This is a genomic window from Exiguobacterium sp. GL_137 (genome assembly GCF_057834585.1).
Map to the genome: position 1 here is coordinate 1,937,614 of NZ_CM174406.1, position 24,979 is coordinate 1,962,592.

Sequence of the window (24,979 nt, forward strand, 5' to 3'; positions counted from 1 at the left end):
CTTATATCGTCTCCTTTGTCGTTGCTGTCTCAAACGCCCGTTCTAAAATCGCCATTCGCGCAAATACACCATTCGTCATCTGATCAAAGATACGCGATTGCGGATGTTCAACCAGTTCTTCGGCAATTTCAACGCCGCGGTTGACCGGTGCGGGATGTAATACAATCGCATCCGGTCGAATCCGGTTCATCCGGTCCTCCGTTAACCCGTATCGTTCATGATACTCATCTGTTGCAAACGAATGCTTATCCGCATGCCGTTCATGCTGAACGCGGAGCAGCATGATGATATCACTCGTGGCTACTGCCTCATCCATCTCCCGGTATGTGATTCCCATCGTTTCATCGAACCAGTCCCTCGGTCCGGAACCGATGACGGTCGCTCCCAACCGCTGTAAGACGTGTGCATTGGAGCGGGCAACCCGGCTATGCCGGAGATCCCCGCAGATGACGATCGTTTTCCCGCTGACATGACCGTATGTCTCGTACATGGTCATCAAATCCAGTAAGGATTGTGAGGGATGCTGTCCGCTGCCGTCTCCGGCATTAATGATTGGAATCGACAGATGGTGTTGCAGTGGTTCGTAATAACCGGTCTCTCCGTGACGGATGACGAGCGCATCGACGCCGAGCGCCTGTAACGTCTTACATGTATCCAGTAACGTTTCACCTTTTTGAACGGATGAGGTCGCCGTTTCGAATGGCAGGACGTGCAATCCGAGATGATATTCCGCCATGTCAAATGAACATTTGGTCCGGGTCGAATGTTCGAAAAATAAGTTAGCGACGGTTTTCTTCGGCAACGGCCGGGCGGGTGCGCCTTGTTTCAGTTGCAGTCCCCGCTTTATCAATCGTTCGATTTCAGTTGTCGACAGCTCGTCAAGACTTGTAAAATGGGCAATCCGTTGTCGTGTCTGCATGTTCTTCTCTCCTTTGGGCCGCAAAAAAGCGCACCTTCTGATGTGAAGGTGCGCTGAAGAAGACAGATGTCGCCATCTGTTTCTGAAGGGCCTCCACTTTATCGTTCTCTCTGGAACGTCTTAAAAGTCGTTAGCTGCTCGTTTCGGTTGTGATGATTCTTGTTCTTGTTCTGCCACTTCGGTACTCGTTTTCGGCAAGATCAGATTCAAAAGGACTCCTAGAATCGTCGCCAGTGCCATTCCTTCTAACGAGAAATTACCGATTTTCAAAGCAGCCCCGCCGATTCCGATGACCAGGATGACAGCAGTGATCGTCAGATTGCGTTTATCCGCAAGATCGACTTTACTTTCAACCAGAGTCCGCAGACCGTTCGAAGCGATGACTCCAAACAGCAGGATACTGATGCCTCCCATGACAGGTGTCGGAATCGTTTTGATGAATCCTTCGACATAGCCGAGGAATCCGAAGCTGATGGCAAGAACGGCTGCGCCTCCGAGGACAAAGACGCTGTATACGCGGGTAATGGCCATGACACCGTTGTTTTCACCGTATGTCGTCACCGGCGGACCGCCGAGCATTGAGGCAATCGTCTTCGCCAGTCCGTCTCCGAGAACCGTCCGGTGCATCCCCGGATCAAGAAGCGTCTCGCGCCCGATAATCCGTGATGTCACTTTTTGTTCTCCGATGTGTTCTGTTAATGTGACGAGTGTGACCGGGACGATGAGTGCAAGTGCTGCCCAGTTCAAGGTTGGTGAGTAATCCAGGAACGGTACCGTAAAGTTAGGAATTTGGAAAAAGCTCGCCTGTTTCAGTGAAGTGAAATCAACGATTCCCGCCGCGACAGCGACCAGATAACCCGTCAAGATACCGAACAGGATCGGCACCGTACTCCACATGCCTTTGAAATACGTCATGGCAAGTAACGTCACGGCGAGTGTCGTCAAGGCGACGAGGAGGAAGGTACCGCTGTACTTTCCGTCCGCTCCGTTCATCGCCATGTTGACAGCTGTCGGCGCAAGCGATAATCCGATGACCATGATGACCGGTCCGATGACGACCGGTGGCAAGAGTTTCATCAGCCAACCGACCCCTGTATATGTGATGACGAGTGAAACGATTCCGTAGACCAGCCCGGCGACCATTCCACCGACAAGGGCATCTTCCACTCCCCAGCGTTCACTGACAGCAATGATCGGGACGATATAAGCAAAACTTGAACCTAAGTACGTCGGGACTTTAAAGCGTGTGACGGCGAGGAAAATCAAGGTGCCTACTCCGCTTGCGACGAGGGCAACGGATGTGTTTAATCCCGTTAATAACGGAACCAGGACCGTCGCGCCAAACATCGCGAAGACATGTTGGAGGCTGAGCATCAGCCATTGCAGGGGGTGTTTTGGCCGTTCTTGTACATCAAGAATCGCTGTGTGGGTTTTCATAAGGATAACTCCCTTTCTGGTCTCTCTGGACCACGTTAAAGGTATTTGTGTTTAACGTTTGATAAATACTTGATCGGCGTCATCGACTTCAGATAAGGCGACGACGACTTGTTCTTCGCGTGATGTCGGGACATTCTTCCCGATGAAATCTGGTCGGATCGGAAGCTCCCGGTGTCCCCGGTCGACGAGGACAGCGAGTTGAATCATACTCGGACGACCGTGATCAACGAGCGCATCCATCGCAGCGCGGACGGTGCGTCCGGTGTATAGGACGTCATCCACCAGGACGATGATTTTTCCGGTCACCGTCTCCGGCATGTCCGTGCCTTTGATTTCCGGCTCAAGACTTTTTTTCGATAAGTCATCCCTGTACATCGAGATGTCCACGACACCAAGCAGGACCGGTTTGCCTTCAATCTCTTCAATCCGGCGGGCCAGACGGCGGGCCAGTGTCTCACCACGTGTCTTGATACCGACGATCATCAGTTGATCAATTCCTTTGTTGCGTTCGATGATTTCATGGGCGATGCGTGTCAATGCCCGACTGATTGCGGCTTCATCTAAAATGACGGATGGTTTCATCACTTGCTCCTTTCTGCAAAAAAACCTCCTGCGTAAAGTCGCAGGAGGTTGTTGAAGACAATAAGTGTGGGTAGCTCACGCTACACGTATCTACACAAATGAAGTGTCTCCCTTTCGTAGCCTCTCCGGACTCGTTTAAAGGTGTGCTATGGGTAGGATCGTCAACGCGGACGACCGGTTGTGTGAGGCAGATGTCTCGCATCGCTCTCTAGGTGATACTCTACCGTTTTATTAGAAAAACGTCAAGACTCTAATTCAAGTTTTTTCAACTGACTGATCTCGAACGTCATCTCTTCCGGCAACGGTGCCTCGAAATGTAACATCTCACCAGTCCGTGGATGCTTGAATCCAAGAACAGCCGCATGAAGCGCTTGACCGTTCATTTTCATCGTTTTCCGTGGTCCGTATTTCGGATCTCCGGCAAGCGGGAAACCAATATAACGCATGTGGACACGAATCTGGTGCGTCCGTCCTGTCTCGAGCTTACATTCAACAACCGTGAACCCTTCGTAACGGTCAAGGACGCGGAAATGCGTCACAGCGGCTTTTGAGTTTTTATCCGTCACAGTCATTCGTTGACGGTCATTTTTGTCACGGCCGACCGGTGCTTCAATCGTTCCCAGTTCATGCGGAATCTCGCCGTGGACAAGCGCGATGTACAGACGCTCTGTCGTCTTGTCTTTTAGTTGTTGTGCCAGGGATTCATGTGCCAAATCATTTTTAGCGACCATCAGGAGACCGGATGTATCTTTATCGATTCTGTGGACGATCCCTGGACGTTTGACACCATTGATGCCGGACAAATCCTGGCAATGATGGAGCAAGGCATTGACGAGTGTTCCGGATACGTGCCCCGCTGCCGGATGCACGACCATCCCTTTTGGTTTGTTGATGACGATGACATCACTGTCTTCATACACGACATCCAGCGGGATATCTTCCGGTAAAACTTCCAGCTCGACGGCTTCCGGAATCCGGACGAGGATCTCTTCCGTACCGGACATCTTATAGTTCGGTTTGACGATTCGTCCGTCCACTTCGACGTGTCCCGCTTTTAACCAGTCCTGGACTTGTGACCGGGACCAGTCTTGTTGTTCCGCTAACCATTTATCAATTCGACCGGTAGCACCATTGGCTTTAACAGCCCATTCATTTTGTTCATTCATTTAATCAATCGTTCCCTTCTTAGTCAAACGCTCTTCAAACATGACGCTGATCAGCATCAGAATAACCCCAAACGTCAAACTGACGTCTGCCACATTAAATATCGGGAAGTTATACCCGAACGGATAAAAATGAAAAAAGTCGACGACTTCTCCACGTACCATCCGGTCGATGAAATTCCCGACCGCTCCGCCGAGTAATAAGGCGACGCTCCAAGCAAATACTTTGTTTTTTGTGCCTTCTTTGTAAAGAAAATAAATCAGCCCAATGACGACGACCAGCGTGATGACGAAGAAAAATCCAAACTTCCCTTCAAGCATCCCCCAGGCAGCGCCACGATTCCGGTATGAATTTAAATAAAAGAAATTGGGAATGATCTCAATCGCTTGACCAATCGTCATCTGTTGGACGACGATCCATTTCGTCAATTGATCCACTCCGACGAGTACAGCAGCAATCGCTAAGTAAAGCCACATTCTTTTTTCCTCCACATCCAAAAATAATGAGGGACCGCTACGAAGTCGCCGTAGCTGCCCCTCCCTGATTCATTATAAAGAATTGACGACTTCAGTACAACGTGGGCAAAGTGTCGGATGAGCCGGATCTTGTCCAAGCTCAGTCGAATATGTCCAACAGCGTTCACATTTTTCGCCATCTGCTTTCAGAACAGTGATACCTGTTGTCCCGTATGATTTCTCCGCCGAAGCGACGAACTCAATCTGTGAAACCTGCAATAACTGCTCAAGATGATGGATTGTCGCAAGCAATGCTTTCGTTTCGTCATTTGGTGCCAGTTCCAGTTTCGCTTCGAGCGTTTTCCCGACAAGTTTCTCGGCACGTGCTTCTTCGAGTGCTTTCAAGACATCATCACGGAAGACGAGGAAACTGTTCCATTTCGCAATCAATGCCAATCCTTCCTCTGTCACTTCCGGTGCTTCCGGAAGATCCGTCAAGAAGATGCTTGCCGTCTCGACGCCAGGAACGAATTCCCATGCTTCGTCTGCTGTATGCGGTAAGACCGGTGCCATCAGTTGTAACAATGTGACGACCGTATCGTACATGACCGTTTGAACGGCACGACGCGCTGGTGCATCTGCTTTTTCGATGTACAAGATATCCTTCGTGTAATCGAGATAGAACGAAGACAAGTCAAGGACACAGAAGTTATGCAACAATTGATACACCGCCATAAAGTCATACGCGTCATACGCCGCTTTTACTTTGCCAACGAGTTGATCCAGTTTCGTCCGCATGAAGCGATCCGATTCCGGTAAGTCAGCAAAGGCAACACGATGCGTCGTATGATCGAACTGATCCAGGTTTCCAAGCAAGAACCGGACCGTATTCCGGATTTTCCGGTATGATTCCGAAACTTGTTTGAAGTTATCCATTGAAGCCCGGACGTCCGATTGATAGTCGACAGAAGCGACCCAAAGACGAAGGATTTCTGCTCCGAATTGTTGCATGATTTGGATCGGGGCAATCGTATTTCCGATTGATTTCGACATCTTCCGCCCTTGACCGTCAAGGACGAATCCATGACTGACGACAGCTTTGTAAGGTGCTTTCCCTGTCGTTGCGACAGCTGTCGAAAGAGACGAGTTGAACCATCCACGGTACTGGTCAGAACCTTCTAAATACAAGTCAGCCGGACGTTCGAGTTCCGGACGTGTAGCAAGAACACCGGCATGAGATGATCCGGAATCGAACCAGACATCCATGATGTCCGTTTCTTTTTTGAAGATTCCGTTCGGGCTTGCCGGATGGGTAAATCCTTCCGGTAACAAATCAACGGCTTCCCGCTCATACCAGACGTTTGATCCGTGTGCCGCAAACAGGTTCGCGATATGATCGATTGTTTCCGGTGTGACGATTTCCGTACCGTCTTCTGCATAGAAGATTGGCAGTGGAACACCCCACGCGCGTTGACGGGAAATGACCCAGTCTCCACGGTCTTTGAACATGTTGTGAAGACGTGTTTCGCCCCACTCCGGTACCCACTGGACTTCTTTGATTTCGTCGAGGATTTCAGCCCGGAAATCTTTGATTGAAGCGAACCACTGGGGTGTCGCACGGAAGATAACCGGTTTTTTCGTCCGCCAGTCATGCGGATACGAGTGTTTGATGAATGACAGTTTTAATAAAGCACCGGCTTCTTCTAATGCCACACCGATTTCTTTGTTGGCATCTTCATAGAATAATCCTTCAAAACCAGGAGCTTCTGCTGTCATGACACCTTTATCGTCAACCGGACAAAGCACATCCAGACCGTAAGCTTGACCGATTCTGAAGTCATCTTCCCCGTGTCCAGGTGCTGTATGAACAACACCCGTCGCTTCTGCCGTGACGTGATCGCCGAGCATGACAAGTGATTCCCGGTCATAGAGCGGGTGTTTCGCTTTGATGTACTCAAAGTCTGTCCCGTTAAAGACACGACCAACCGTAGCATTTTCCCAGTCGAGTGCTTCGATCACTTCCGGTACGAGGGTCTCGGCTACGATATAGCCTTTTCCTTCGTGTTCGATGCGTGCATATGTCAACTCACCGCTGACTGAGATTCCGAGGTTTGCCGGAATTGTCCAAGGTGTTGTTGTCCAAATGACGAAATGATCTGTCGGCTCCAAGATATTTTTTCCGTCCATGACTTGGAACGCCACGTAGATGGCAGCAGAACGTTTATCCTGGTATTCGATTTCGGCTTCTGCAAGAGCAGATTCCGATGACGGCGACCAGTACACCGGTTTTTTCCCTTTATAGATGTAACCTTTATTGGCCATATCGCCGAACAAACGAATTTGTGCTGCTTCGAATTCCGGTTGCAACGTGATGTATGGATTGTCATAGTCACCGAGAACACCAAGACGCTTGAATTGTTCACGTTGATGATCGACCTGTTCGAGCGCATACTTCGCACACAGCTCACGGAATTCCGCGACCGACATCGATTTACGGTCGACACCCGCTTTTTGAAGAGCCGTCTCGATTGGAAGTCCGTGTGTGTCCCAACCCGGTACGTACGGAGAACGGAATCCGTTCATTGATTTATAACGGACGACGATGTCTTTTAAGACTTTGTTCAATCCGTGTCCCATATGGATGTCCCCGTTTGCATAGGGAGGACCGTCGTGCAGGATGAATGTAGGTTTTCCGGCATTTTTTTCTTGAACTGCTTCATAGAGATTCATCTCGTTCCAGCGTGCCTGCATATCTGGTTCACGTTTCGGTAAGTTTCCCCGCATTAGAAATTCCGTTTTCATCATCAATAACGTATCTTTGTATTCCATTTGGCATTCCCTCACTTGTCTATATTTTACGTACAAAAAAAAGCCAAGCTCATCCCCTGATAGGGACGAGCTTGGCTTGAACTCGCGGTACCACCCTACTAGCAATCCTGACAAACAGATTACCACTTAAGAGCCCGATAACGGAGGCGAAACGGCGGAACTTAATGAATATGTTCAGTCCCACACTCAAAGGGGATATCTTTTTTCATTTACTGATCGGGCTCGCACCAGTCCCCGATTCGCTGACAGTATCCTGATAAAAGACGTGTCCTTCTCATTGATTTAGCTTATATGACATCGTCGTCATTATACGCAACTGCCGGAATCTCGTCAAGCGCACCCCGGGTCGAAATATCGAATGCATCCCAGTCATGGCTCGTCAACAATTCCATCTGTGCGTCAATCAACACTTTGAATCGATTCCGGTACAATTCGATTTTTTTACGCATCTGTTCGACTTCGAAATCAGTCCGCTGTGCTCGACGTTGTGCTGCATCTTGCAATTGCTCGGCTTCCCGTTCCGCTTGTTTGACGATTAAGCTCGCTTCTTTCGTCGCATTGGCTTTGACTTCTTCTGCCGCTTCTTGTGCCACGATGATGGATTTGTTTAATGTTTCTTCCATCGAGCTGAAGTAATCGACACGCGACTGCATATTTTGAATGACTTCTTGCTGTTGACGGTTTTCCCGGAGCAACAATTCAAAATCTTTGATGACTTGATCAAGAAATTCATTGACCTCATCTTCGTCATAGCCGCGAAACTTACGTGTAAATTCCTTATTGTGAATATCAAGTGGCGTCAATGGCATGATGAAATCCTCCCTCAGCTTGTTGGTTATCCTTTTAGCAGACCGTATTGCAATTTAATCCGATCCCGTTTCGTCGAGCCGAGTACGGCGATTAACTTGACACGTCCCGTTCCGCGAAGGGACAGTAAGTCGCCTTCCTCTAACAAAAAACTTGGATCTTCGACGATTTTATAATTCACTTTGCTTTCACCTTGTTTAATCAGGCTTTGCGCTTTTTGTCTTGAAAAACCAAGGATTTCACTGACAACCGTATCAAAACGAAGCGAACTGACGAATCCCAGTTCTTCTTGCCATTCTTGATCCTTAATCTTCAACTGTTCTTCTGAATCCACGAGCGACAACCGAATCTTCGTTTTTCCCGCACGATCGACATTTGCTTCGATATAAGAAGCCACTTCTTTCGCAACGGCAAATTGGACGACTTGATCTTGGATGACCACGTCACCGAATTTCCCTCGCTTTAATCCGACATTCAGCAATGTGCCTGTCACCTGGCGATGCGAGAGCTCCACGAATTTGGTGGGATAATGGATACGATAAATGACAATATCAAAATCGTTGGCCTCAAGCTCATAATAATCAGGGGCAATCAGCGCACGCTGTCGTTCGGCGCCTTCAAAACCGCCCTCAAAAAAGAGGGCACATTTTGTTCCGACGAGTTCTCGGGTAATTTGTTGTTCACGCGGATCCAGAAAATCTGTCACTTTAAACGTATAGGTCGCTTCGACATGGTCGATCCAATTCAAGACGAGATCGACGAACTCCCGCTCATGTCCGCGATAATGATCATAGACACTCATTACAGGAAGATTGCTCGAATACCCGACTGTGCGAGATTAAGCACAAGAAAGGCAACAATAGGTGAAATGTCAAGCATACCTCCGATGGGCGGGATAATCCGTCGGAACGGCGCGAGGAAAGGTTCAACTAACATAGCGAGAACTTGACCGAATCGTGATTCACGTGCGTTTGGGAACCACGATAATAAAATATAGGCAATCATGACGTAGCTGTAGTATTGAAGTAACGTGCTGAGTGTACGACCGATTGCGTACATGACTTGCGAATCCATGCTTACCACCCCTTATGGTTGATATCATCTTCACCGAGCAGATTTGAAATACTTCCGGCCAGCTCGACGTTGTTCGGAACACAGAGGAGTGTATTTTGACTGATTGTCGTAATCGTTCCATCAAGGGCAAACACGACACCTGACAAGAAATTGATCATTTGGCGTGATTGATCTTTAGACATCCGCTGCATGTTAACGATGACAGCACGATTTTGGCGAAGATGTTCGCCAATTTCCTGTGCTTCGTTAAACACACGCGGTTCACTGAGAATGACTTGTGATTTTGTCTTTTTTGTATGAATGGGTACGATGTTCGATTGTCTCACAGGGTCCTCCTTTTGAGTAACACTCGGGGTAGATTCCTCGTAGTACTCGTCGTATTCTTGCTGTGATGCACCTCTACCTTTATTTATTGTAGCATCATTTTCATATTCGAGTTCATCTAAATCGTCTGTGTTACCGAGAAATAGATTTTGCATTTTTGATTTGAATCCCATATCGATTCTCCTTTCGCATATCTAGACAATTTATGATTGGACTAACGTCGTTCCGATTCGGACGTATGTCGCACCTTCTTCAATGGCAATCTGATAATCTGATGACATACCCATTGATAACTCCGTGCATGGTGCGTGCGGTAGATGGCGGGAAGCCACTTCATCCCGCAACACACGCAGCGAATGAAAGACTGAACGCAGTACTTGCTCGTCCTCCGTCAATGGGGCCATCGTCATCAACCCGATGACGCGGACCATCGGATATTGTCCGACTTCATGCAAAAATGAATGGACATCTTCCGGATCAATTCCTTGCTTTGATTCTTCCCCGGAGACGTTGACTTGAACAAAACAATCGACGGGTCGTTTCGCACGTTTGTTGATTTCTTCCGCCAAATGCAGCCTGTCCAAGGAATGCAACACATCAATCCGATCAATGATTTGCCGGACTTTACGAGTCTGTAACGTTCCAATGAAATGCCACTCACAAGCCTCACGTCCTAAGACCGTTTGTTTGTCGGTCAACCCTTCCGGACGATTCTCACCAAGTGCCGTTATCCCTGAAGCGAGTAGCTCGGCTGCCACTTCACTTGACACTGATTTCGTCACGCCGATCAATTGTACCTGCTTTTTTTGCTCAGTCTTTTCATACGCCTGTTTCATGTTTTGTCGGACATGTTGTACATTTTCAGAAATTGACATCGAGAGACTCCTTTACAATCAAACTGGCAAACCGTCCACCATGATCTCCGTGACGATAGGAGAAATAGTCTTCTGCCTGACAGTTCGTACAGATTCCTGTATCGAGCACATCGCCGACACCACTGCGTTCGGCTAACATAGCATTGGTTTTTTGAAGCGATAACATGGCTTTCCCGTCTTCTTTCTTGATGTAAGGAGATTCTTCAAGACCAAGTTGATCTACAGCTTCAAGGACCGGTCCATCGACTTCATAACAACATTCACGAATCGAGGGTCCGATGACCATCTGAATAGAAGACCGTTCGGCACCGGCTTGTTCCATCTTTGTCAGAGTTGCTTCGACGATGTTAGCGACCGTTCCGCGCCAACCGGCGTGAACATTTGCAATGATACCGGTCCGCGGATCACAGAACAGGAGCGGTACACAGTCAGCAAACAGCATCATCAATAAAACGTTTGAGTCCGTTGTCACCAGTCCGTCTGTACCCTTGATTGCCGTTTCGTAATCAGAAGCTCCACGACCGGACTCGAGTGTCGTTACTTGTTCCACGTGATTGCCGTGCACTTGTTCAGCCCAAACAGAGTTTTCTAAAGCTAAATCCAGTTGTCGGACGATGACTTCACGATTTTTGATGACCCCTTCCGGATCATCCTTGACGTGCAGTCCTAAGTTGCCCTTGCCATGAGGGGCTGAAAATTTTGTCGTAAACGCTGCGCGAACAGTACCTGTCGGCGTATCCCATTTTATCCATTGACCAAACATTTCATCCCATCCTTTTTAAAAAAAAGAGGTGTCGCTTACGCGACACCTCTTAATCTAGCAGTCGTGTCTTTGGAATATCGGATTAACGATTATTCCGGCGAAGGAAAGAAGGAATATCCATCGTCTCTTCAACATCTGACCCTTTTGCTGATTCTTGGTTCGAGCTACTAGGTGTCTCTTCGACTTGCGGTTTAGGTTCTTCAGCTACCGGTGATGGTGCCGCTTGCTTTTTCTTAAGCAAGTTTTTCATCATCTCTTGTGCTGATGGGATTTCAAAATCGAGTGGTTCGTTTTCGAATTCAGTTGCGATGACCGTAACAATGATTTCGTCTTCCAAGTTGTCGTTGATGACTGATCCGAAGATTAAGTTAACTTCTTCATCCGCAGCGCTTTGAACGATTTGAGCCGCTTCCGTTACTTCATAAAGGCTCAAGTTCGCACTACCGGTAATGTTCATCAGGACGCCTTTTGCCCCTTCAATCGATGTTTCAAGCAATGGACTTGAAATCGCTTTTTTCGCAGCTTCCGTTGCACGGTGTTCGCCGGTTGCGACACCAACACCCATCAATGCTGAACCTTTTTCCGTCATGATCGTTTTAACATCCGCGAAATCCAGGTTGATGAGACCAGGAACGGCGATTAAGTCCGTAATCCCTTGTACCCCTTGACGAAGAACGTTATCGGCTTCTTTAAAGGCTTCAAGCATCGGTGTGTTACGATCGACGATTTCAAGCAATTTATCGTTCGGGATGACGATGAGTGTATCGACTTTTTCTTTAAAGTTCTGAACACCTGAAACAGCATGTTGCATCCGTTTACGGCCTTCGAACATGAAAGGTTTTGTGACGACACCTACTGTCAATGCGCCGATTTCTTTAGAAATTTCTGCGATGACCGGTGCAGCACCTGTTCCGGTACCTCCACCCATTCCTGCCGTTACGAAAACCATATCGGCACCAGATAAAATTTCTGTCAACTGTTCGCGGCTTTCTTCGGCAGCTTTTTTACCGATTTCCGGATTTGCTCCGGCACCAAGACCACGTGTCAGTTTAGCTCCGAGTTGAAGTTTTACATCTGCCTGTGACATGTTTAATGCTTGTGCATCCGTGTTGACAGCGATGAATTCTACGCCTTGGACACCATGTTCGATCATTCGGTTGACAGCGTTAGATCCACCGCCACCTACTCCGATGACTTTGATTTTAGCTACTTGGTCCATCATTTCATCAAAATGCAACATAAAAGGGGCCCCCTATTTTTTTTACTGATAATTTTTTATTTAGCCGAAAAATTTCTCAAAGAAACTGCTGAATGACTTTCGCTCTTTTGGAGGCTGTTCCTTCTGTGGTCGCTCTTCGCGTACTGAAGGTTGGGAAGGGTGTGCAAGTAACTCCTCTTGCTCACGGCCTTGTGCGGCTACTCCCTTTTCGTCCGCACGGTCAAATCCTGACTTCGAAACGGCACTGCGTGATAAAACATATCGTAACATCCCAGCAGCGACAGCATACTTCGGATGACGAATCCCCAAGCTGGCTGGTTGATACACATTCACGCTTTGTTTAAAGATTCGCTTACCGAGTTGGTCAATTCCTGGTAGGGAAGAACTGCCACCACAAAGAATGATTCCACTGTTCATTTGTGTATACCCAGCCTGTGTCATTCGTTTCTGAATCATCTCAAAAATCTCTTCCAGACGGGCTTCAAGGACAAAGCCAATCTCCGTCTGTGGTTCGAAACGGTGTTCCCCGTTGATTGTCACGTACGAGACTTTCTCTTCCGGGTCACCTAACGCTTCTAATGCGACGCCGTATTCTTCTTTGGCTAGTTTCGCATCCTGGTATTTACAATTCATTTTATACGTCAAATCGCGTGTCAGGTGATCTCCACCGTACGCAAGTGTCGTTGTGTAAACTAAATCGTTTTTTTCATAAATTGAAAGAGTGGTCGTTTCATGTCCGATATCAACGATCCCGACACCCAGCTCCAACTCATCAATCGAGGCTGCGATTCGTGAGACGGCTAAACTTTCCAGCACATACCCCGCAAGTTCCAACCCAGCCCGTTCGATGGAACGTTTGATGCTATGTAGAATCGTCTTCGCTCCGATAATCAGCTTCCCTGTCACTTCTAGACGATAACCAATCATTCCACGTGGATCTGTGATCTCCGTCTGCTGATCGACAGTAAACGTTTTAGGTAACACATCGACAACGCTCAATTCGTTTGGAATCCGCATCACCATTGCTGAGTGAAGGACATCCTTCACGTCGTCATCCGTGATTTCGTTATCTTCCCCTTTGATTGATGTCATCCCTTGGCAATCTTTGACTTGGATGTGCTCACCGGAAATTGCTACATATACTTCACCAATTGGTTCGCCGAGTGTGCGCTCCACTTCTGCAACCGCTTGTTTAATGGCATTTACTGTTTGATCGATGTCGACGATGACACCTCGCTTGACGCCTGCAGATGGTGCAGACCCTTCCGCTAAGACATTCAGTGTTCCACCTAGAAGTTCACCGACGATGAGTTTCACTTCCGATGTCCCAATATCTAGTGCGGCAATCGTACCTTTCGTTTCCATGGGAGTGACACCTCCACTTTCATAATACTAATCCTATCGTCCCTGTTTATATTTACAGGAATCGAGACAATCTTCTTCTCGTTTAAGTCTACACTATAAAAAACCTCACGAAAAGAAGTTATTGTCTAACTTACCCATCTAATAGATTACGATTTGATGACGATGTGTCCGCTTTCCTACTAATGAAAACAAACGTTTGTCAAACCCATCTAATCCATGATGTTATTTTCTATTTTTTACCTTTATATGGTTTGAAATAGATTCCTCCATCAATGGTGATTGTTCCAGTCTTTCCTTTTGGCAAAGCGGAAATCACCTTGACATATTCATTCAACGAGTTAGAAAAAGCCGATGTACTCAATAAGACGGTATTTCCGTCTGTCATGAATAACTTCAATCCCCCCTTGTCCGTCTGATCATTGGCTACGATTTCCGAAATCCGGCTCCGGACTTTCGGCTCGATTTTGACGAGTTCCTTTGTCAGACGTTCCAGGGACTGATCCGTAAATCCTGTTAGAATCGGTGCATCAAACAATTCTTCCTTCGACTTTCCGGGAAGAATCGTCCCATCCGCTAAGACAATCCGGGCACCCGGTTTATCTTTGGCATACGCAATCTCTTTTTCTTCGACGACGTCAACTTCGTAATGATGTAAAAACGTTTTTTTCATCGTCGCTTCACGAATACCCGGGACATCTTCAATCCGTTCCAACACGGCTTCTTCCGACACATTGAAGGCATGTGTCTCCTTCACCTTAATACGTGATGCTTGAATGATGTCTTCCTTCTTGACGTTCACGGTGCCGGTGACGTCAAACGTCGCGACACGCGAAAAACTCGATTGAAGATAGAAGACGACACCAATCAATAGACCGATCAGGATGAGGACATAGATTAAACGCCGGTTCGCCTTTTTCCGACGCTGCTCACGGACATATGGAATTTTATCTTCTAAGCTGCGGACAGTCGTATCCATCTTCGGCTGTCTTGCCGGTTGTTGTTCCTTCACGTAAGCCTCTCCCTCCATTATGTTTAATTTCAGTACCTTATCGGTCTATTCCTGCAATGCTTTAGTTTTTTTGCTGAATCAACCGTAATAATTCATCGACCAAATCACTTGCCGCATTTGGCATGCCGAGTGCGAGCGATGCTTTAGACATGCCGGCTTGATCGGCAATCGCCTTCGTACAGGCATCGAACAATCGATCCCCCGTCAATTCGGATTCCCGGATCAAAAGACTCGCTCCTGTCTCGACGAGTGAAGAAGCATTTACTTCCTGATGATTTTCCGTCACGTACGGACTTGGAATTAAGATACTCGGTAAACCGAGCGTCGTCAATTCGGCTAACGTACTTGCCCCGGAACGCGAGATGACCAGCTGGCTTGCTTTTAAAATCAACGGCAAATCGTAAATGAACGGTCGCAATTGAATCCGGTCCGGTAATGTTCCTACTTGTGTCTGGATGTCTTCATAGTGGACCTGGCCTGTGACGAACAACAATGACCAGTCAGTTGCTGTCAACATGGGAATCATCTCGACGACCGCTTTATTGATGGCCGGTGCTCCTCGGCTGCCGCCGTAAACGACAATCAGAGGCCGATCTTGTTCAAAACCGTATTTTTGTTTTTCTTCGATTGGATCAATTTGCAACATCGCAACTTCTGAGGCCCGGGGATTTCCGATTAGAATCGTTTTCCCTTCGTTTTTCCCGAAATGATGACCAGACCCTTTAAAGGACAATGCCACCCGGTCGACATAACGCGCCAAGAATTTATTGGTGATTCCAGGTAAGCTGTTTTGTTCATGGACCAGCGTCTTATACCCCATCTTCGCTGCTGTATAGAGGACAGGACCGCAAACAAAACCACCTGTTCCGACAACAATATCCGGTTGAAAATCACGCAGAAGCTTTCGGACTCGGACCACACTTTTCAAAAAGCGGACACCGGTCTTGACGTTCTCAAACGACAAGGAACGGCGTAGTCCTGAAATTTCAATTGATTCGAACGGAATGCCTGCCCGGCGGACAATGTCCGCCTCGAGTCCATTCTCAGTACCGATATATAACACTTCACATGCCATACGACGCTCAACTTCTCGGATCATGGCCAGTGCCGGATAGATATGCCCGCCTGTTCCGCCACCTGAAACTACGATTCTCATTTCGCCGTCCCCCCTACTTTTTGAACGGAACGGATGAAATGTTCGCCACGCTCTTCATATGTCTTATATTGATCCCAACTTGCAGATGCCGGAGATAATAAAATGATATCACCGGGCTTCGAAACATCAAATGCTGTGATAACGGCTTCTTCCATCTCACGTGTTACCGTAGAGGCGATCTGTTGATCGTCAGCTAGATCAGCGAAGCGTTGACCTGTCTCACCGAGTCCGATGACATGTTTGACATGGGTCATCGCACTTTTTAACGGTGTCAAATCTGCACCGCGTTCGAGTCCACCACAGATCCAGATGATAGACGAGTGAAAACCGGACAGGGCCGCTTCCGTCGCCACGTTGTTCGTGGCTTTTGAGTCATTGTAGACTTTTCGTCCGGCAAATTCTCCGATGTATTCTGTCCGGTGCGCGACTCCACCAAATGTCCGCAAAACCTCTTGAATCGCCGTTAAGGCAATCCCAAAAGGTTCAATCAATGTCAAGGCGGCCAGGACATTCTCGAGATTGTGTCCACCGCCAAGCGCCAGTTCACTGACCGGAAGAATTTTTGTCTGACCGACGAAGATCATACCGTTTTCGACATGTGCATAGGCCGGTTGACGACGTGAAAACGTCAATCGTTCCGCTGCCGCTGTTTCGCTCAAGCGCATGACTTCCTCATCGTCTGCATTGACGACAAGTCGTCCAGCTTCATTCATGTTTGAAAAGATCCGTGCTTTTGCTGCCGCGTAAGACGTTACATCTCCGTGATAATCAAGATGAGCCGGCGACAAGTTTAAGAAGGCTGCACTGACTGGTTGGAATGATTCGATTCCCATCAATTGAAAACTGGATAACTCGATGACGATGACATCATCTGCAGCCGTCTGCTGGGCAACTTCAACTGCCGGGAAACCAATGTTTCCAGCTAAATGAACGCGTCTTGACCCCTGTTTCAATAATTCATGGACCAGTGTCGTCGTCGTCGTCTTACCGTTTGATCCGGTAATCGCGACCCAATCTGCTTTCGTTGAACGGTAAGCCAGTTCCACTTCTGTCCAAATCGGGATGCCACGCTCGATTGCCCTCTGTAATAACGGAATCTGATACGGAATGCCTGGATTTTTTACGATTAATTCTGTTCCATCCAGTAAGGATAGCGGATGACTTCCGAAAACCGTTTCGACCTCCAAAGATTCAAGCGTTTGTACGTCGGCTTCCGAAGGAGTCCCTCCATCATTCACCGTCACGACAGCTCCTGCCTTAACAAGATAGGTCGCTGCTGCAATTCCGCTTTTCGCAGTCCCAAGGACCAATACTTTTTTCTTCTCCAGTTCAGAACTCTTCATCATTAAATCGCTCACTTTCTTGACCACGAATTTCGATTACACGAACAGATAGGCGATTAACGCCACGATTAAGCTAATCGAAGCAAATGTTCCAACGATTCGCCATTCACTCCAACCGACCATTTCGAAATGGTGATGAATCGGACTCATCTTAAAGATACGTTTTCCTGTCGTCTTGAAGGAAATAACCTGCAGGATGACCGATAATGTCTCAACAACGAATACAATTCCAATCAATACTAACAATAATTCCAGTTTCAATAAGATCGATAAACCAGCAAGGGCTGCTCCTAAAGCAAGTGAGCCGGTATCACCCATGAAGATTTTAGCCGGGTAGACATTAAACACGAGGAACCCGATCAATGCACCGACAGCTGAAAAAGCAAATAAGGCAACACCTGGCTCATCGGCTATGAACCATCCGTAGAGGCCAAAGAACAGGAACGTCGGAATAGCCGTAAAGGATACGAGTCCGTCCAGTCCGTCCGTCAGATTGACGGCATTCGAGAATCCGACGAGCCAGAATAACGCGACTAATGGATACAGGATACCGAAATCAATCGACCAGGTCGTAAATGGAATCGACAGATACGTCGCCTGACTCGAAAATCCACCGCTCAACCAGACAAACAACAGACCAACAACAATTTGTCCAACTAATTTTTGCTTCGAGTTCAAACCAAGATTACGTTTTTTGACGACCTTGATGTAATCATCGATGAAACCGATTGCCCCGTAGGCAAGCGTTAAGAACAGCAACGACAGATGACTCCGATCCAAGTCTCCCATCAATAAGAGAACAATCAGGCTGCCGATCATAGCCAGCAAAATGACGATTCCACCCATCGTCGGCGTCCCTGATTTCACTTGGTGCCAATCCGGACCTTCTTCCCGAATCTCTTGACCAAATTTAAGGCTGTGTAAAAAAGGAATCGCTTTTGGCATCACGAGTACGACAACCAAAAACGCAATAATTAAACTGATGAATAATGTAATCATTACAAACACCTACTTTTAAGGATTAAGTTTCATTTAAATATGTGAAGATTTGTTCCAGTGCGAGTCCACGCGAAGCTTTCAGCAAAACAACGGTTTGCTTGCCGAGCAACGGTTGGAGCAGACGGGCTGCATCTTCGACCGTGTCCGCAAATTGGACTTGGACGGTCGGATCAACAATTCCATCCGCGATATAACGCCCTTTCCCCCCTACAAGGATAGCATGGGATACAGGAAGTGCAATCTTCTTCCCGACAGAGGCATGCAACAGGCGTTCCTGTTGACCGAGTTCATACATATCGCCGAGAACGACGACTTTATTCGTAAATCCATCGAGCGTTGCAACCGTCTCGATTGCTGCATTCATCGAAGTCGGGCTGGCATTATATGCATCATTGATGATGGCAGTTTGACCATACATTAATCGTTCCATCCGCATCGGTGTCAATTGTACCTCGTTCAATCCTGCCTGAATCACTTCGTCCGTAAGACCAAGTGCTCGAGCTGTCGCAATCGCGTACGCTGCATTCCGGATTTGGTGTTTGCCAAGGACCGGTAGGTTGAACGTCGCACCATCAAATTTGAAAGTCGTCCCGATGAACGTCGCTTCCGCCTGTTCGATGATGTACGTATTGGTCGCATGATACCCAATGCGTTCAGCCGGCACTTCTCCCAACAACGGTTCATCTCCATCGACAAAGAGATGGCCATTCGGTTTTAAACCAGATCGAATCTCTAATTTAGCTCGGGCGATTCCACTTCGTCCGCCCACCTGTTCGGCATGCGACTCGCCAATGTTCGTCACGAGTGCAATATCCGGTTCGGCAAGATTCGATAAGAGTTCGATATCTCCAAACCCGTTCATTCCCATTTCGAGAACAGCAACTTCCGTCTCGTTCGGCATCATCAAGATCGTCAAAGGCATTCCGATATCTGAATTGAAGTTACCTGCCGTTTTATGTGTCCGAAACGACTGTTTCAGGACACTTTCAATCATATCCTTTGTTGATGTCTTGCCGTTTGATCCAGTAATCGCGATGACTTTTGGTGCCACTTGCTGTAAATACCGTTGTGCGATGACCTGTAACGCCTGTAATGGATCTTCGACTTCAAGAACCGTAATGTTCTTCTCCGGAAGAGGAATCCCTTTTTTCCACAACGTAGCAATCGCGCCTTGAGCAACTGCTCCCTCGATGAACGAATGTCCGTCGACGCGTGCTCCCTGGATTGGGATATACAACCCTTCCGTGAGTGTACTTCTTGAATCCGTCGCAAAATTTCTTAATGACCGTGTATCGGTTTCTTCCAATCCCAACCACTGGGCGATCTGTGCAATTGTTACCATCCCTATTTCCTCCACTCGATTACAGCAAACGAGGACGAACAGAAGTCAACGAATGACTCCGGTCCGTCCTCGTTTCACTGCAGAAATCAGGAGACCGCTGTTTCTTACTCTTTTGGTTCAGCGAGTTCCACCGTCAGCTTTCCATTTTCTTTCACTAGTGTACCAGTTCGTGCCGATTGTTTGGTTACAAAACCTTTACCAATCACGTCTAACTTTAAATCGTAGAGACTGACAAGTTTTTTAACATCCCGTTGTGACCAACCGGTGATATCAGGCATTTTGAACGTCCGTCCTGTTTTAAAGAGGACACGTTCCCCGCTGACGAATTCTTGTCCGCGCGTCGGTATTTGTGAGACGACTTCAACCCCGTCACCGAGAACGACCGGTACGGCCCCCTGTTCCTTCGCCATCTCTTCTGCTTGATTCATACTTTTCCCAATATAACTTGGAATGATTTTAGCTTTGACATCCACCGACTCTTTTTGAGTCGCAGGTTTGATGCTTCGATATTGCAAAGCGGTATTCATGACACTTTTGAAGACCGGACTCATGATACTCGGTCCGGAAACCGAAGACTCATTTTTCGATGGCCGGTCGACAGCGATGTACATGATCAATTCGGGATCATCTTTTGGCGCCATTCCAATAAAGGAATGAATAAACTGTCCTTGGATGTATTTTCCGTTTTCTGAAATCTGTGCCGTCCCTGTTTTTCCGATGACACGATAATCTTTCAGCTTATACATTTGTCCAGTACCGATTTTACTGTTGACGACACCATCCAACGCTTCACGGGTCGCTTTTGCCGCTTCCGCAGAAATCGGTTTTCCGACCACTTCCGTTTTTGCTTTATACGGCGCTTTATCCGTATGGTCCGCTTTTTGGATAATATGCGGTTTGACCATCTCACCGTTTCCGGCAATTGCTGTCGCCCCTTGGAGAATCTGCATCGGCGTCACTGCCGTCGATTGTCCCCATGATGTAATCAACGTATTCAACGGTTTGGACAGATCAGATTGGCTGTTTACTTCACCCGAAATATCTATACCCGTTTTTTGATCAAAATGAAACTTCTTGAAATAGTCTTTATACCGTTCGATTCCAAGCTTTTCAGCTGTCAGGATCGAGAACATGACGTTTGAGGAATGGTAGACCCCTTCAATCATCGGGATTGTTCCCCAACCGACATCATTGTAGTCTTTGATGACAGTTCCCTTATAATTGTAACTCCCTGATTTATACGGTTCGTTCGGACGGAAGACACCTGCATCGATGGCAGCAGCCAACGTAAAGATCTTCATTGTCGATCCGGGTTCAAACCGTGAGGAGACAGCAAAATTCGTAAAATCCGTCATATCGCGTAAATTCGGATTAAACGACGGACGATCCGTCATCGCCAAAATTTCGCCTGTCTTGGCATCCATTACGATTCCTGTCGCATTTTTAGGTTTGTATTCGTTGTACATCTTTTGCATCTGTTTCTCGAGTGCTTGCTGGATCCGATGATCGATGGTCAGATAGAGGTTCGATCCGTCTTTCGGCTCATTTGAAATTTTCGAAGTACCTTGAACCAGTTCTCCGCCGCTGCGATCTTTTTCAAAGACACGGGAACCAAACGATTCACGTAAAGCCTCATCATACTGTTTTTCGATACCCATCTGTCCTTTTAAGACGACCCGTCCGTTATCCTCTGTGATTTTCTGGACGAACCCTAACGTATCGGACAGGAAAATCCCGTTCGGATAATAGCGCTTCGGTTCTTCGATCAATCGAATCCCCGGCAGCTTCAACCGATCAATCTGTTCTTTCTGATCAACCGTCAGATCATTCCCTTTTTTACCGAATTCGATTTGGGAACGGTTTTTATTTTCAATCAGATAGGTTTCCAGTTCTTTAACCGACATGCCGAGAATCGGCGCAAGTCCGGTCGCTGTTTTCTTAAAGTCGACCACTGTCTCATCCGGATCTTTTTCCCCGCCTAACCGGTAGACGGCGACCAAATGATAGGACGGGATGTTAATCGCAATCGGCGAGCCCAGTCGGTCAAAGATTTCTCCACGTTCTGCCGGCAGTGTGGCCTGGGACTCCCAACGTTTTTTTTCCGCGTAGACAAGCATGTCTTCCCCGTGGAATTTCTTTGTCGTCGATAAGTACAAAAAGCGTGAAATGAACACCAAAAAGAGAGCAGCAAATATCAACATGACAATGGCTACTCTCCGTCGGGATTTAGATAGTGGATTCATTTAGGAATCACCTTGATGTTCCCTTTTCGCATATCAAGACCTTGTTCTTTCGCAATCTTGTAAATTCGTTCTGGAGAGCTTAAGTTGGTCACTTCGAGTTGAAGACGTTCATTTTCTTTCTTCATCTCTTGCGTGACTTGATTTTCCTTCGCGAGATCCCGGCTTACATTATACGCTTCGTTATGAGCGCCAATCGTCATACTGCCGAAAAGGACGATTCCGCCAATCATCGCACTGTACAAAAACTTCTCAAATGGATATAGACGATATTTCGGACGAACCGCAACACGACGTGCGATATCTTCCGTCTTACGTGGTTCTTGGATAGGTTGCTGCCGAACGGGTTCCATGGTTTGCATCGGCTTGCGAAGTGGCTCTGCCATTTGAATGCTCCTCTCAACTTTCCTTCATTTTTTCAACGATTCGTAACTTGGCAGAGCGTGATCGACGATTGTCATCGAGTTCATCATCTCCTGCTGTAATCGGTTTTCTTGTCACCAGGCGTAGTTCCGGTTCAAACTCTTTAGGAATCATCGGTAACCCTTGCGGAAGCTCAGGTAACGATGACTTCTCTTTGAACGCTTGCTTACACATACGGTCTTCAAGTGAATGGAAGGTAATGACACATAGGCGTCCACCAACAGCCAATAAATCAATTGCTTGATAGACGGCGCGGTCGAAGACATTCAATTCATCATTTACAGCAATCCGAATCGCTTGGAACGTCCGTTTTGCCGGATGCCCCCCTTTGCGGCGGGCCGGTGCCGGAATCGCATCTTTGATCAATTCGACCAGTTCAAACGTCGTTTCAATCGGTGCGATTTCGCGTGCCTTCTCAATCTTGCGTGCAATCTGTTTGGAGAACTTTTCTTCCCCATATGTAAACAAAATTCGAACAAGGTCGTTATACGGCCACTCATTGACGACTTCATATGCCGATAGCGATGACGTTTGGTCCATACGCATATCGAGTCGGGCATCAAAGTTGTAGCTGAATCCACGTTCGCCTTCGTCTAGTTGCGGAGAAGATACACCGAGATCAAATAAAATCCCGTCCACTTTTGTCACAGATCGTGCTGCTAATTCTTCTTTTAAATGTACGAAATTACTTTTTATTAAAGTAAAGCGACCTTCATACGCCGCGAGACGTTCTGCTGCATGTGCCAGTGCGACATCATCCTGATCAAACGCGTACAGATGTCCTGTCGTTAACTGTTTGACGATCTCTTCACTGTGTCCTGCTCCACCTAACGTACAATCGACATAAATCCCGTCAGGTTTGATATTCAGCCCTTTAATGGACTCCCATTTTAATACTGTTTCATGCTCAAACATGTGCTGCCTCACCTTTCACTGTCCAAACTGGACGTTACTCTTTTTCAATGTATCATATTCTTTCTTGAAAACGTTACGAAAATGAGACAGTTTCCTTGATTTTTTGAACTTTTATGTATCTTTCGTTAAAAAAACAAAAAAACCTGCTGATTTCGCAGGTTTATAGCATGATTTTCAATTGTTCCGCCTCAGTTTGTTCATATTGCATCCGCAAGGTCCGAACTAAATTCAAACCATAGCGATTCAGCCAAGGTAAGATCGAATGAATCCGTTCCTGGGGTGCATGATCGGGTGCCAATTGATATTGGAGTGCCCGATCCGACCGATTCGTTTGTTCATGAAGACGCCGTTTTTGTTCGACGATTGTTTCCAAGGCAAGCTGCAGCTGTTTATTAAGCTTCGTTGCGACAGCAGTCGTCTGCAACTCCTGTTTTTCAATCCGGGTGACTTCTTCGACCAGGACCGCACCTAACATGGTCGAGTCATGCAATTGTCGTTTAATCGCAGTCGCATCGAACGCTGCGAGAGGGACACCTGCCTGAAGCGCTTGTTCAAGGCTCAGACCATGACGCCGAAGCCCTTTCTCTTCCTTCGCCTGCAACATGACGGCCCCCATCCGTGGAATCAACAGCGGCATCGTCCAATCGAAGTGATGGAATAATGGTCGTAGTCTCGTCCAATATGCAATTTCACCCGGTCCTCCGATATAAGCGAGTGTCGGGAATAAGTAATCTTGCATCAACGGACGTGTGACGACGCTGTTTGAAAAACGTTCCGGGCTCGCATACAGCAATGCCAACAGTTCCAGTTCCGTATAGGTCTTCCCTTGTTTCGTCACAAAATCTTGGCCCGGGTATAACAAATCGCGTCCGATATCCTCAACAAAGAGGTGGGCCGCTTCTTCATTTAGAAATGTATCCGGCAATTCGGTGGTTTGTTGGATACCTTTTGATAAGGCTTGGCGGATTTCGGTATTGTCTTGAATCAGCCGTTCGAAAAACGGGATTTCAAGTTGACGGACTGCTTGCGTATCCGCGTCAAAGAAGATGATATCGTGATCGACAAGTTCTCCTAAGAAAGAAGCGAAAAATTCTCCATATGTCGAACTGGATTCGATTAACCGGTCCGACAATGCCAACAATTCTTTTGTATACGGCGTCTCTCGTTCAGTACATAATGCCTGACGTACGATTTCCTTAACGGCTGTCTGATCAAAGGCCAAACGGCTGACAGAGCGCGAAATCGAGTCCGGCGCCTGGACGGCCAGCTTCCGCGTCCGGAAATCATGTGTCGGAACGATCAGATGATTGATTTCATCAAAATCATGGTCTTCGGTTGCCAACCAGAAGATCGGGAAAACCGGGCGACTGATCAGTTCTTCCGTTTGGCGGGCAACCTTTAGACAGGTCAGCAATTTATAAACGGCGTACATCGGACCGCCAAAGATTCCGGTTTGTTGACCGGTAATCACAACTTGCGCCTCACCTGTCCGCAACAGTTCGAGACGGCTCTTCAAGCTGTCGTTCAACCTAGGATTTTGCCGCAACAGTTCGTCGACAAGCGGGTTCAGATGCGGATACTGCCGTTCTTGTAAAAGGCTGCTCCTTGCCCGCATTCCTTCTGTTCCAATATGATCAACGTATTTCGAAAATTCCTGGCGAGAGGCTTTATGCATCAATGAATCTTCGTCATACAAGGCATGAAATGATTGTACCTTCAAACAAAATCCCTTCTTTCTG

23 protein-coding genes and 1 other annotated feature are annotated in these 24,979 nt (G+C 47.3%); all 23 genes read right to left on the reverse strand.

Going from position 1 to position 24,979, the window contains the following annotated elements; all coding sequences use genetic code 11:
• Position 1: 1 nt before the first annotated feature.
• The 23 genes from AC3IRK_RS10280 to bshC all read right to left on the reverse strand — a co-directional run bounded on the left by AC3IRK_RS10280 (position 2) and on the right by bshC (position 24,960).
• Positions 2 to 901: an aspartate carbamoyltransferase catalytic subunit gene (locus AC3IRK_RS10280; RefSeq protein ID WP_188005446.1), complete on the reverse strand. Its 900-nt coding sequence runs from the start codon at positions 899 to 901 to the stop codon at positions 2 to 4.
• A 138-nt stretch (positions 902 to 1,039) separates the two neighbouring features.
• Complete coding sequence (locus tag AC3IRK_RS10285) at positions 1,040 to 2,356, reverse strand: uracil-xanthine permease family protein (RefSeq protein ID WP_131502633.1); 1,317 nt, start codon at positions 2,354 to 2,356, stop codon at positions 1,040 to 1,042.
• A gap of 51 nt (positions 2,357 to 2,407) precedes the next feature.
• Positions 2,408 to 2,938: a bifunctional pyr operon transcriptional regulator/uracil phosphoribosyltransferase PyrR gene (gene pyrR, locus AC3IRK_RS10290; protein ID WP_012370818.1), complete on the reverse strand. Its 531-nt coding sequence runs from the start codon at positions 2,936 to 2,938 to the stop codon at positions 2,408 to 2,410.
• Between the two features lie 242 nt (positions 2,939 to 3,180).
• Positions 3,181 to 4,104 (reverse strand): RluA family pseudouridine synthase, encoded by a 924-nt coding sequence (locus AC3IRK_RS10295; RefSeq protein ID WP_026827946.1) that lies wholly within the window; start codon positions 4,102 to 4,104, stop codon positions 3,181 to 3,183.
• Positions 4,105 to 4,578 (reverse strand): signal peptidase II, encoded by a 474-nt coding sequence (gene lspA / locus AC3IRK_RS10300; protein WP_489169938.1) that lies wholly within the window; start codon positions 4,576 to 4,578, stop codon positions 4,105 to 4,107. It abuts the gene before it with no gap.
• A 72-nt stretch (positions 4,579 to 4,650) separates the two neighbouring features.
• Positions 4,651 to 7,386 (reverse strand): isoleucine--tRNA ligase, encoded by a 2,736-nt coding sequence (ileS, locus tag AC3IRK_RS10305; RefSeq protein WP_489169939.1) that lies wholly within the window; start codon positions 7,384 to 7,386, stop codon positions 4,651 to 4,653.
• A gap of 58 nt (positions 7,387 to 7,444) precedes the next feature.
• Positions 7,445 to 7,673, reverse strand: a binding site (T-box leader).
• Positions 7,674 to 8,195, reverse strand: a complete 522-nt coding sequence (locus AC3IRK_RS10310) for a DivIVA domain-containing protein (RefSeq protein WP_131502637.1) — start codon at positions 8,193 to 8,195, stop codon at positions 7,674 to 7,676.
• A 26-nt stretch (positions 8,196 to 8,221) separates the two neighbouring features.
• Complete coding sequence (locus AC3IRK_RS10315) at positions 8,222 to 8,995, reverse strand: YlmH family RNA-binding protein (protein ID WP_489169940.1); 774 nt, start codon at positions 8,993 to 8,995, stop codon at positions 8,222 to 8,224.
• Positions 8,995 to 9,267, reverse strand: coding sequence for a YggT family protein (locus tag AC3IRK_RS10320; RefSeq protein WP_034769807.1), 273 nt, complete (start codon positions 9,265 to 9,267; stop codon positions 8,995 to 8,997). The genes AC3IRK_RS10315 and AC3IRK_RS10320 overlap by 1 nt, the downstream gene beginning before the upstream one ends.
• A 2-nt stretch (positions 9,268 to 9,269) precedes the next feature.
• Complete coding sequence (locus AC3IRK_RS10325) at positions 9,270 to 9,593, reverse strand: cell division protein SepF (protein ID WP_233494514.1); 324 nt, start codon at positions 9,591 to 9,593, stop codon at positions 9,270 to 9,272.
• A gap of 201 nt (positions 9,594 to 9,794) precedes the next feature.
• Positions 9,795 to 10,466 (reverse strand): YggS family pyridoxal phosphate-dependent enzyme, encoded by a 672-nt coding sequence (locus AC3IRK_RS10330; RefSeq protein WP_131502638.1) that lies wholly within the window; start codon positions 10,464 to 10,466, stop codon positions 9,795 to 9,797.
• Complete coding sequence (gene pgeF / locus AC3IRK_RS10335; RefSeq protein ID WP_114595437.1) at positions 10,453 to 11,229, reverse strand: peptidoglycan editing factor PgeF; 777 nt, start codon at positions 11,227 to 11,229, stop codon at positions 10,453 to 10,455. The genes AC3IRK_RS10330 and pgeF overlap by 14 nt, the downstream gene beginning before the upstream one ends.
• A gap of 82 nt (positions 11,230 to 11,311) precedes the next feature.
• The gene (gene ftsZ / locus AC3IRK_RS10340) at positions 11,312 to 12,469 is read right to left on the reverse strand and encodes a cell division protein FtsZ (RefSeq protein ID WP_114595436.1); all 1,158 of its coding nucleotides are present in this window, start codon (positions 12,467 to 12,469) and stop codon (positions 11,312 to 11,314) included.
• A 39-nt stretch (positions 12,470 to 12,508) separates the two neighbouring features.
• Complete coding sequence (ftsA, locus tag AC3IRK_RS10345; protein ID WP_131502639.1) at positions 12,509 to 13,813, reverse strand: cell division protein FtsA; 1,305 nt, start codon at positions 13,811 to 13,813, stop codon at positions 12,509 to 12,511.
• A 229-nt stretch (positions 13,814 to 14,042) separates the two neighbouring features.
• Positions 14,043 to 14,822: a cell division protein FtsQ/DivIB gene (locus AC3IRK_RS10350; protein WP_489169941.1), complete on the reverse strand. Its 780-nt coding sequence runs from the start codon at positions 14,820 to 14,822 to the stop codon at positions 14,043 to 14,045.
• Positions 14,823 to 14,883: 61 nt separating this feature from the next.
• Positions 14,884 to 15,978 (reverse strand): undecaprenyldiphospho-muramoylpentapeptide beta-N-acetylglucosaminyltransferase, encoded by a 1,095-nt coding sequence (gene murG, locus AC3IRK_RS10355; RefSeq protein WP_489169942.1) that lies wholly within the window; start codon positions 15,976 to 15,978, stop codon positions 14,884 to 14,886.
• Positions 15,975 to 17,324, reverse strand: a complete 1,350-nt coding sequence (gene murD / locus AC3IRK_RS10360) for a UDP-N-acetylmuramoyl-L-alanine--D-glutamate ligase (RefSeq protein WP_131502642.1) — start codon at positions 17,322 to 17,324, stop codon at positions 15,975 to 15,977. Before murD ends, murG begins: the two co-directional genes overlap by 4 nt.
• 33 nt (positions 17,325 to 17,357) lie before the next feature.
• On the reverse strand, positions 17,358 to 18,320 hold the full coding sequence (mraY, locus tag AC3IRK_RS10365; protein ID WP_131502643.1) for a phospho-N-acetylmuramoyl-pentapeptide-transferase: 963 nt from the start codon (positions 18,318 to 18,320) through the stop codon (positions 17,358 to 17,360).
• Positions 18,321 to 18,342: 22 nt separating this feature from the next.
• Positions 18,343 to 19,662 carry a UDP-N-acetylmuramoyl-tripeptide--D-alanyl-D-alanine ligase gene (locus AC3IRK_RS10370; protein WP_489169943.1) on the reverse strand — a complete coding sequence of 440 codons (1,320 nt, stop codon included), beginning with the start codon at positions 19,660 to 19,662 and terminating at the stop codon, positions 18,343 to 18,345.
• A 104-nt stretch (positions 19,663 to 19,766) separates the two neighbouring features.
• Positions 19,767 to 21,905 carry a penicillin-binding protein gene (locus tag AC3IRK_RS10375; RefSeq protein ID WP_131502645.1) on the reverse strand — a complete coding sequence of 713 codons (2,139 nt, stop codon included), beginning with the start codon at positions 21,903 to 21,905 and terminating at the stop codon, positions 19,767 to 19,769.
• On the reverse strand, positions 21,902 to 22,288 hold the full coding sequence (gene ftsL / locus AC3IRK_RS10380; protein WP_114595428.1) for a cell division protein FtsL: 387 nt from the start codon (positions 22,286 to 22,288) through the stop codon (positions 21,902 to 21,904). The genes AC3IRK_RS10375 and ftsL overlap by 4 nt, the downstream gene beginning before the upstream one ends.
• A gap of 13 nt (positions 22,289 to 22,301) precedes the next feature.
• Positions 22,302 to 23,240 (reverse strand): 16S rRNA (cytosine(1402)-N(4))-methyltransferase RsmH, encoded by a 939-nt coding sequence (rsmH, locus tag AC3IRK_RS10385; protein ID WP_114595427.1) that lies wholly within the window; start codon positions 23,238 to 23,240, stop codon positions 22,302 to 22,304.
• 160 nt (positions 23,241 to 23,400) lie between these two features.
• The gene (gene bshC / locus AC3IRK_RS10390) at positions 23,401 to 24,960 is read right to left on the reverse strand and encodes a bacillithiol biosynthesis cysteine-adding enzyme BshC (protein ID WP_489169944.1); all 1,560 of its coding nucleotides are present in this window, start codon (positions 24,958 to 24,960) and stop codon (positions 23,401 to 23,403) included.
• Between the last annotated feature and the right edge of the window lie 19 nt (positions 24,961 to 24,979).

Bases quoted from the DNA above. Each gene is read 5' to 3' on its own strand.
- ftsL (WP_114595428.1), bottom strand. From the start codon at position 22,288: ATGGCAGAGCCACTTCGCAAGCCGATGCAAACCATGGAACCCGTTCGG.
- AC3IRK_RS10285 (WP_131502633.1), bottom strand. From the start codon at position 2,356: ATGAAAACCCACACAGCGATTCTTGATGTACAAGAACGGCCAAAACAC.
- pyrR (WP_012370818.1), bottom strand. From the start codon at position 2,938: ATGAAACCATCCGTCATTTTAGATGAAGCCGCAATCAGTCGGGCATTG.
- ftsA (WP_131502639.1), bottom strand. From the start codon at position 13,813: ATGGAAACGAAAGGTACGATTGCCGCACTAGATATTGGGACATCGGAA.
- lspA (WP_489169938.1), bottom strand. From the start codon at position 4,578: ATGTGGCTTTACTTAGCGATTGCTGCTGTACTCGTCGGAGTGGATCAA.
- ileS (WP_489169939.1), bottom strand. From the start codon at position 7,386: ATGGAATACAAAGATACGTTATTGATGATGAAAACGGAATTTCTAATG.
- murD (WP_131502642.1), bottom strand. From the start codon at position 17,324: ATGATGAAGAGTTCTGAACTGGAGAAGAAAAAAGTATTGGTCCTTGGG.
- mraY (WP_131502643.1), bottom strand. From the start codon at position 18,320: ATGATTACATTATTCATCAGTTTAATTATTGCGTTTTTGGTTGTCGTA.
- AC3IRK_RS10295 (WP_026827946.1), bottom strand. From the start codon at position 4,104: ATGAATGAACAAAATGAATGGGCTGTTAAAGCCAATGGTGCTACCGGT.
- murG (WP_489169942.1), bottom strand. From the start codon at position 15,978: ATGAGAATCGTAGTTTCAGGTGGCGGAACAGGCGGGCATATCTATCCG.
- ftsZ (WP_114595436.1), bottom strand. From the start codon at position 12,469: ATGTTGCATTTTGATGAAATGATGGACCAAGTAGCTAAAATCAAAGTC.
- pgeF (WP_114595437.1), bottom strand. From the start codon at position 11,229: ATGTTTGGTCAATGGATAAAATGGGATACGCCGACAGGTACTGTTCGC.
- AC3IRK_RS10315 (WP_489169940.1), bottom strand. From the start codon at position 8,995: ATGAGTGTCTATGATCATTATCGCGGACATGAGCGGGAGTTCGTCGAT.
- rsmH (WP_114595427.1), bottom strand. From the start codon at position 23,240: ATGTTTGAGCATGAAACAGTATTAAAATGGGAGTCCATTAAAGGGCTG.
- AC3IRK_RS10370 (WP_489169943.1), bottom strand. From the start codon at position 19,662: ATGGTAACAATTGCACAGATCGCCCAGTGGTTGGGATTGGAAGAAACC.
- AC3IRK_RS10375 (WP_131502645.1), bottom strand. From the start codon at position 21,905: ATGAATCCACTATCTAAATCCCGACGGAGAGTAGCCATTGTCATGTTG.
- AC3IRK_RS10330 (WP_131502638.1), bottom strand. From the start codon at position 10,466: ATGTCAATTTCTGAAAATGTACAACATGTCCGACAAAACATGAAACAG.
- AC3IRK_RS10310 (WP_131502637.1), bottom strand. From the start codon at position 8,195: ATGCCATTGACGCCACTTGATATTCACAATAAGGAATTTACACGTAAG.
- AC3IRK_RS10320 (WP_034769807.1), bottom strand. From the start codon at position 9,267: ATGGATTCGCAAGTCATGTACGCAATCGGTCGTACACTCAGCACGTTA.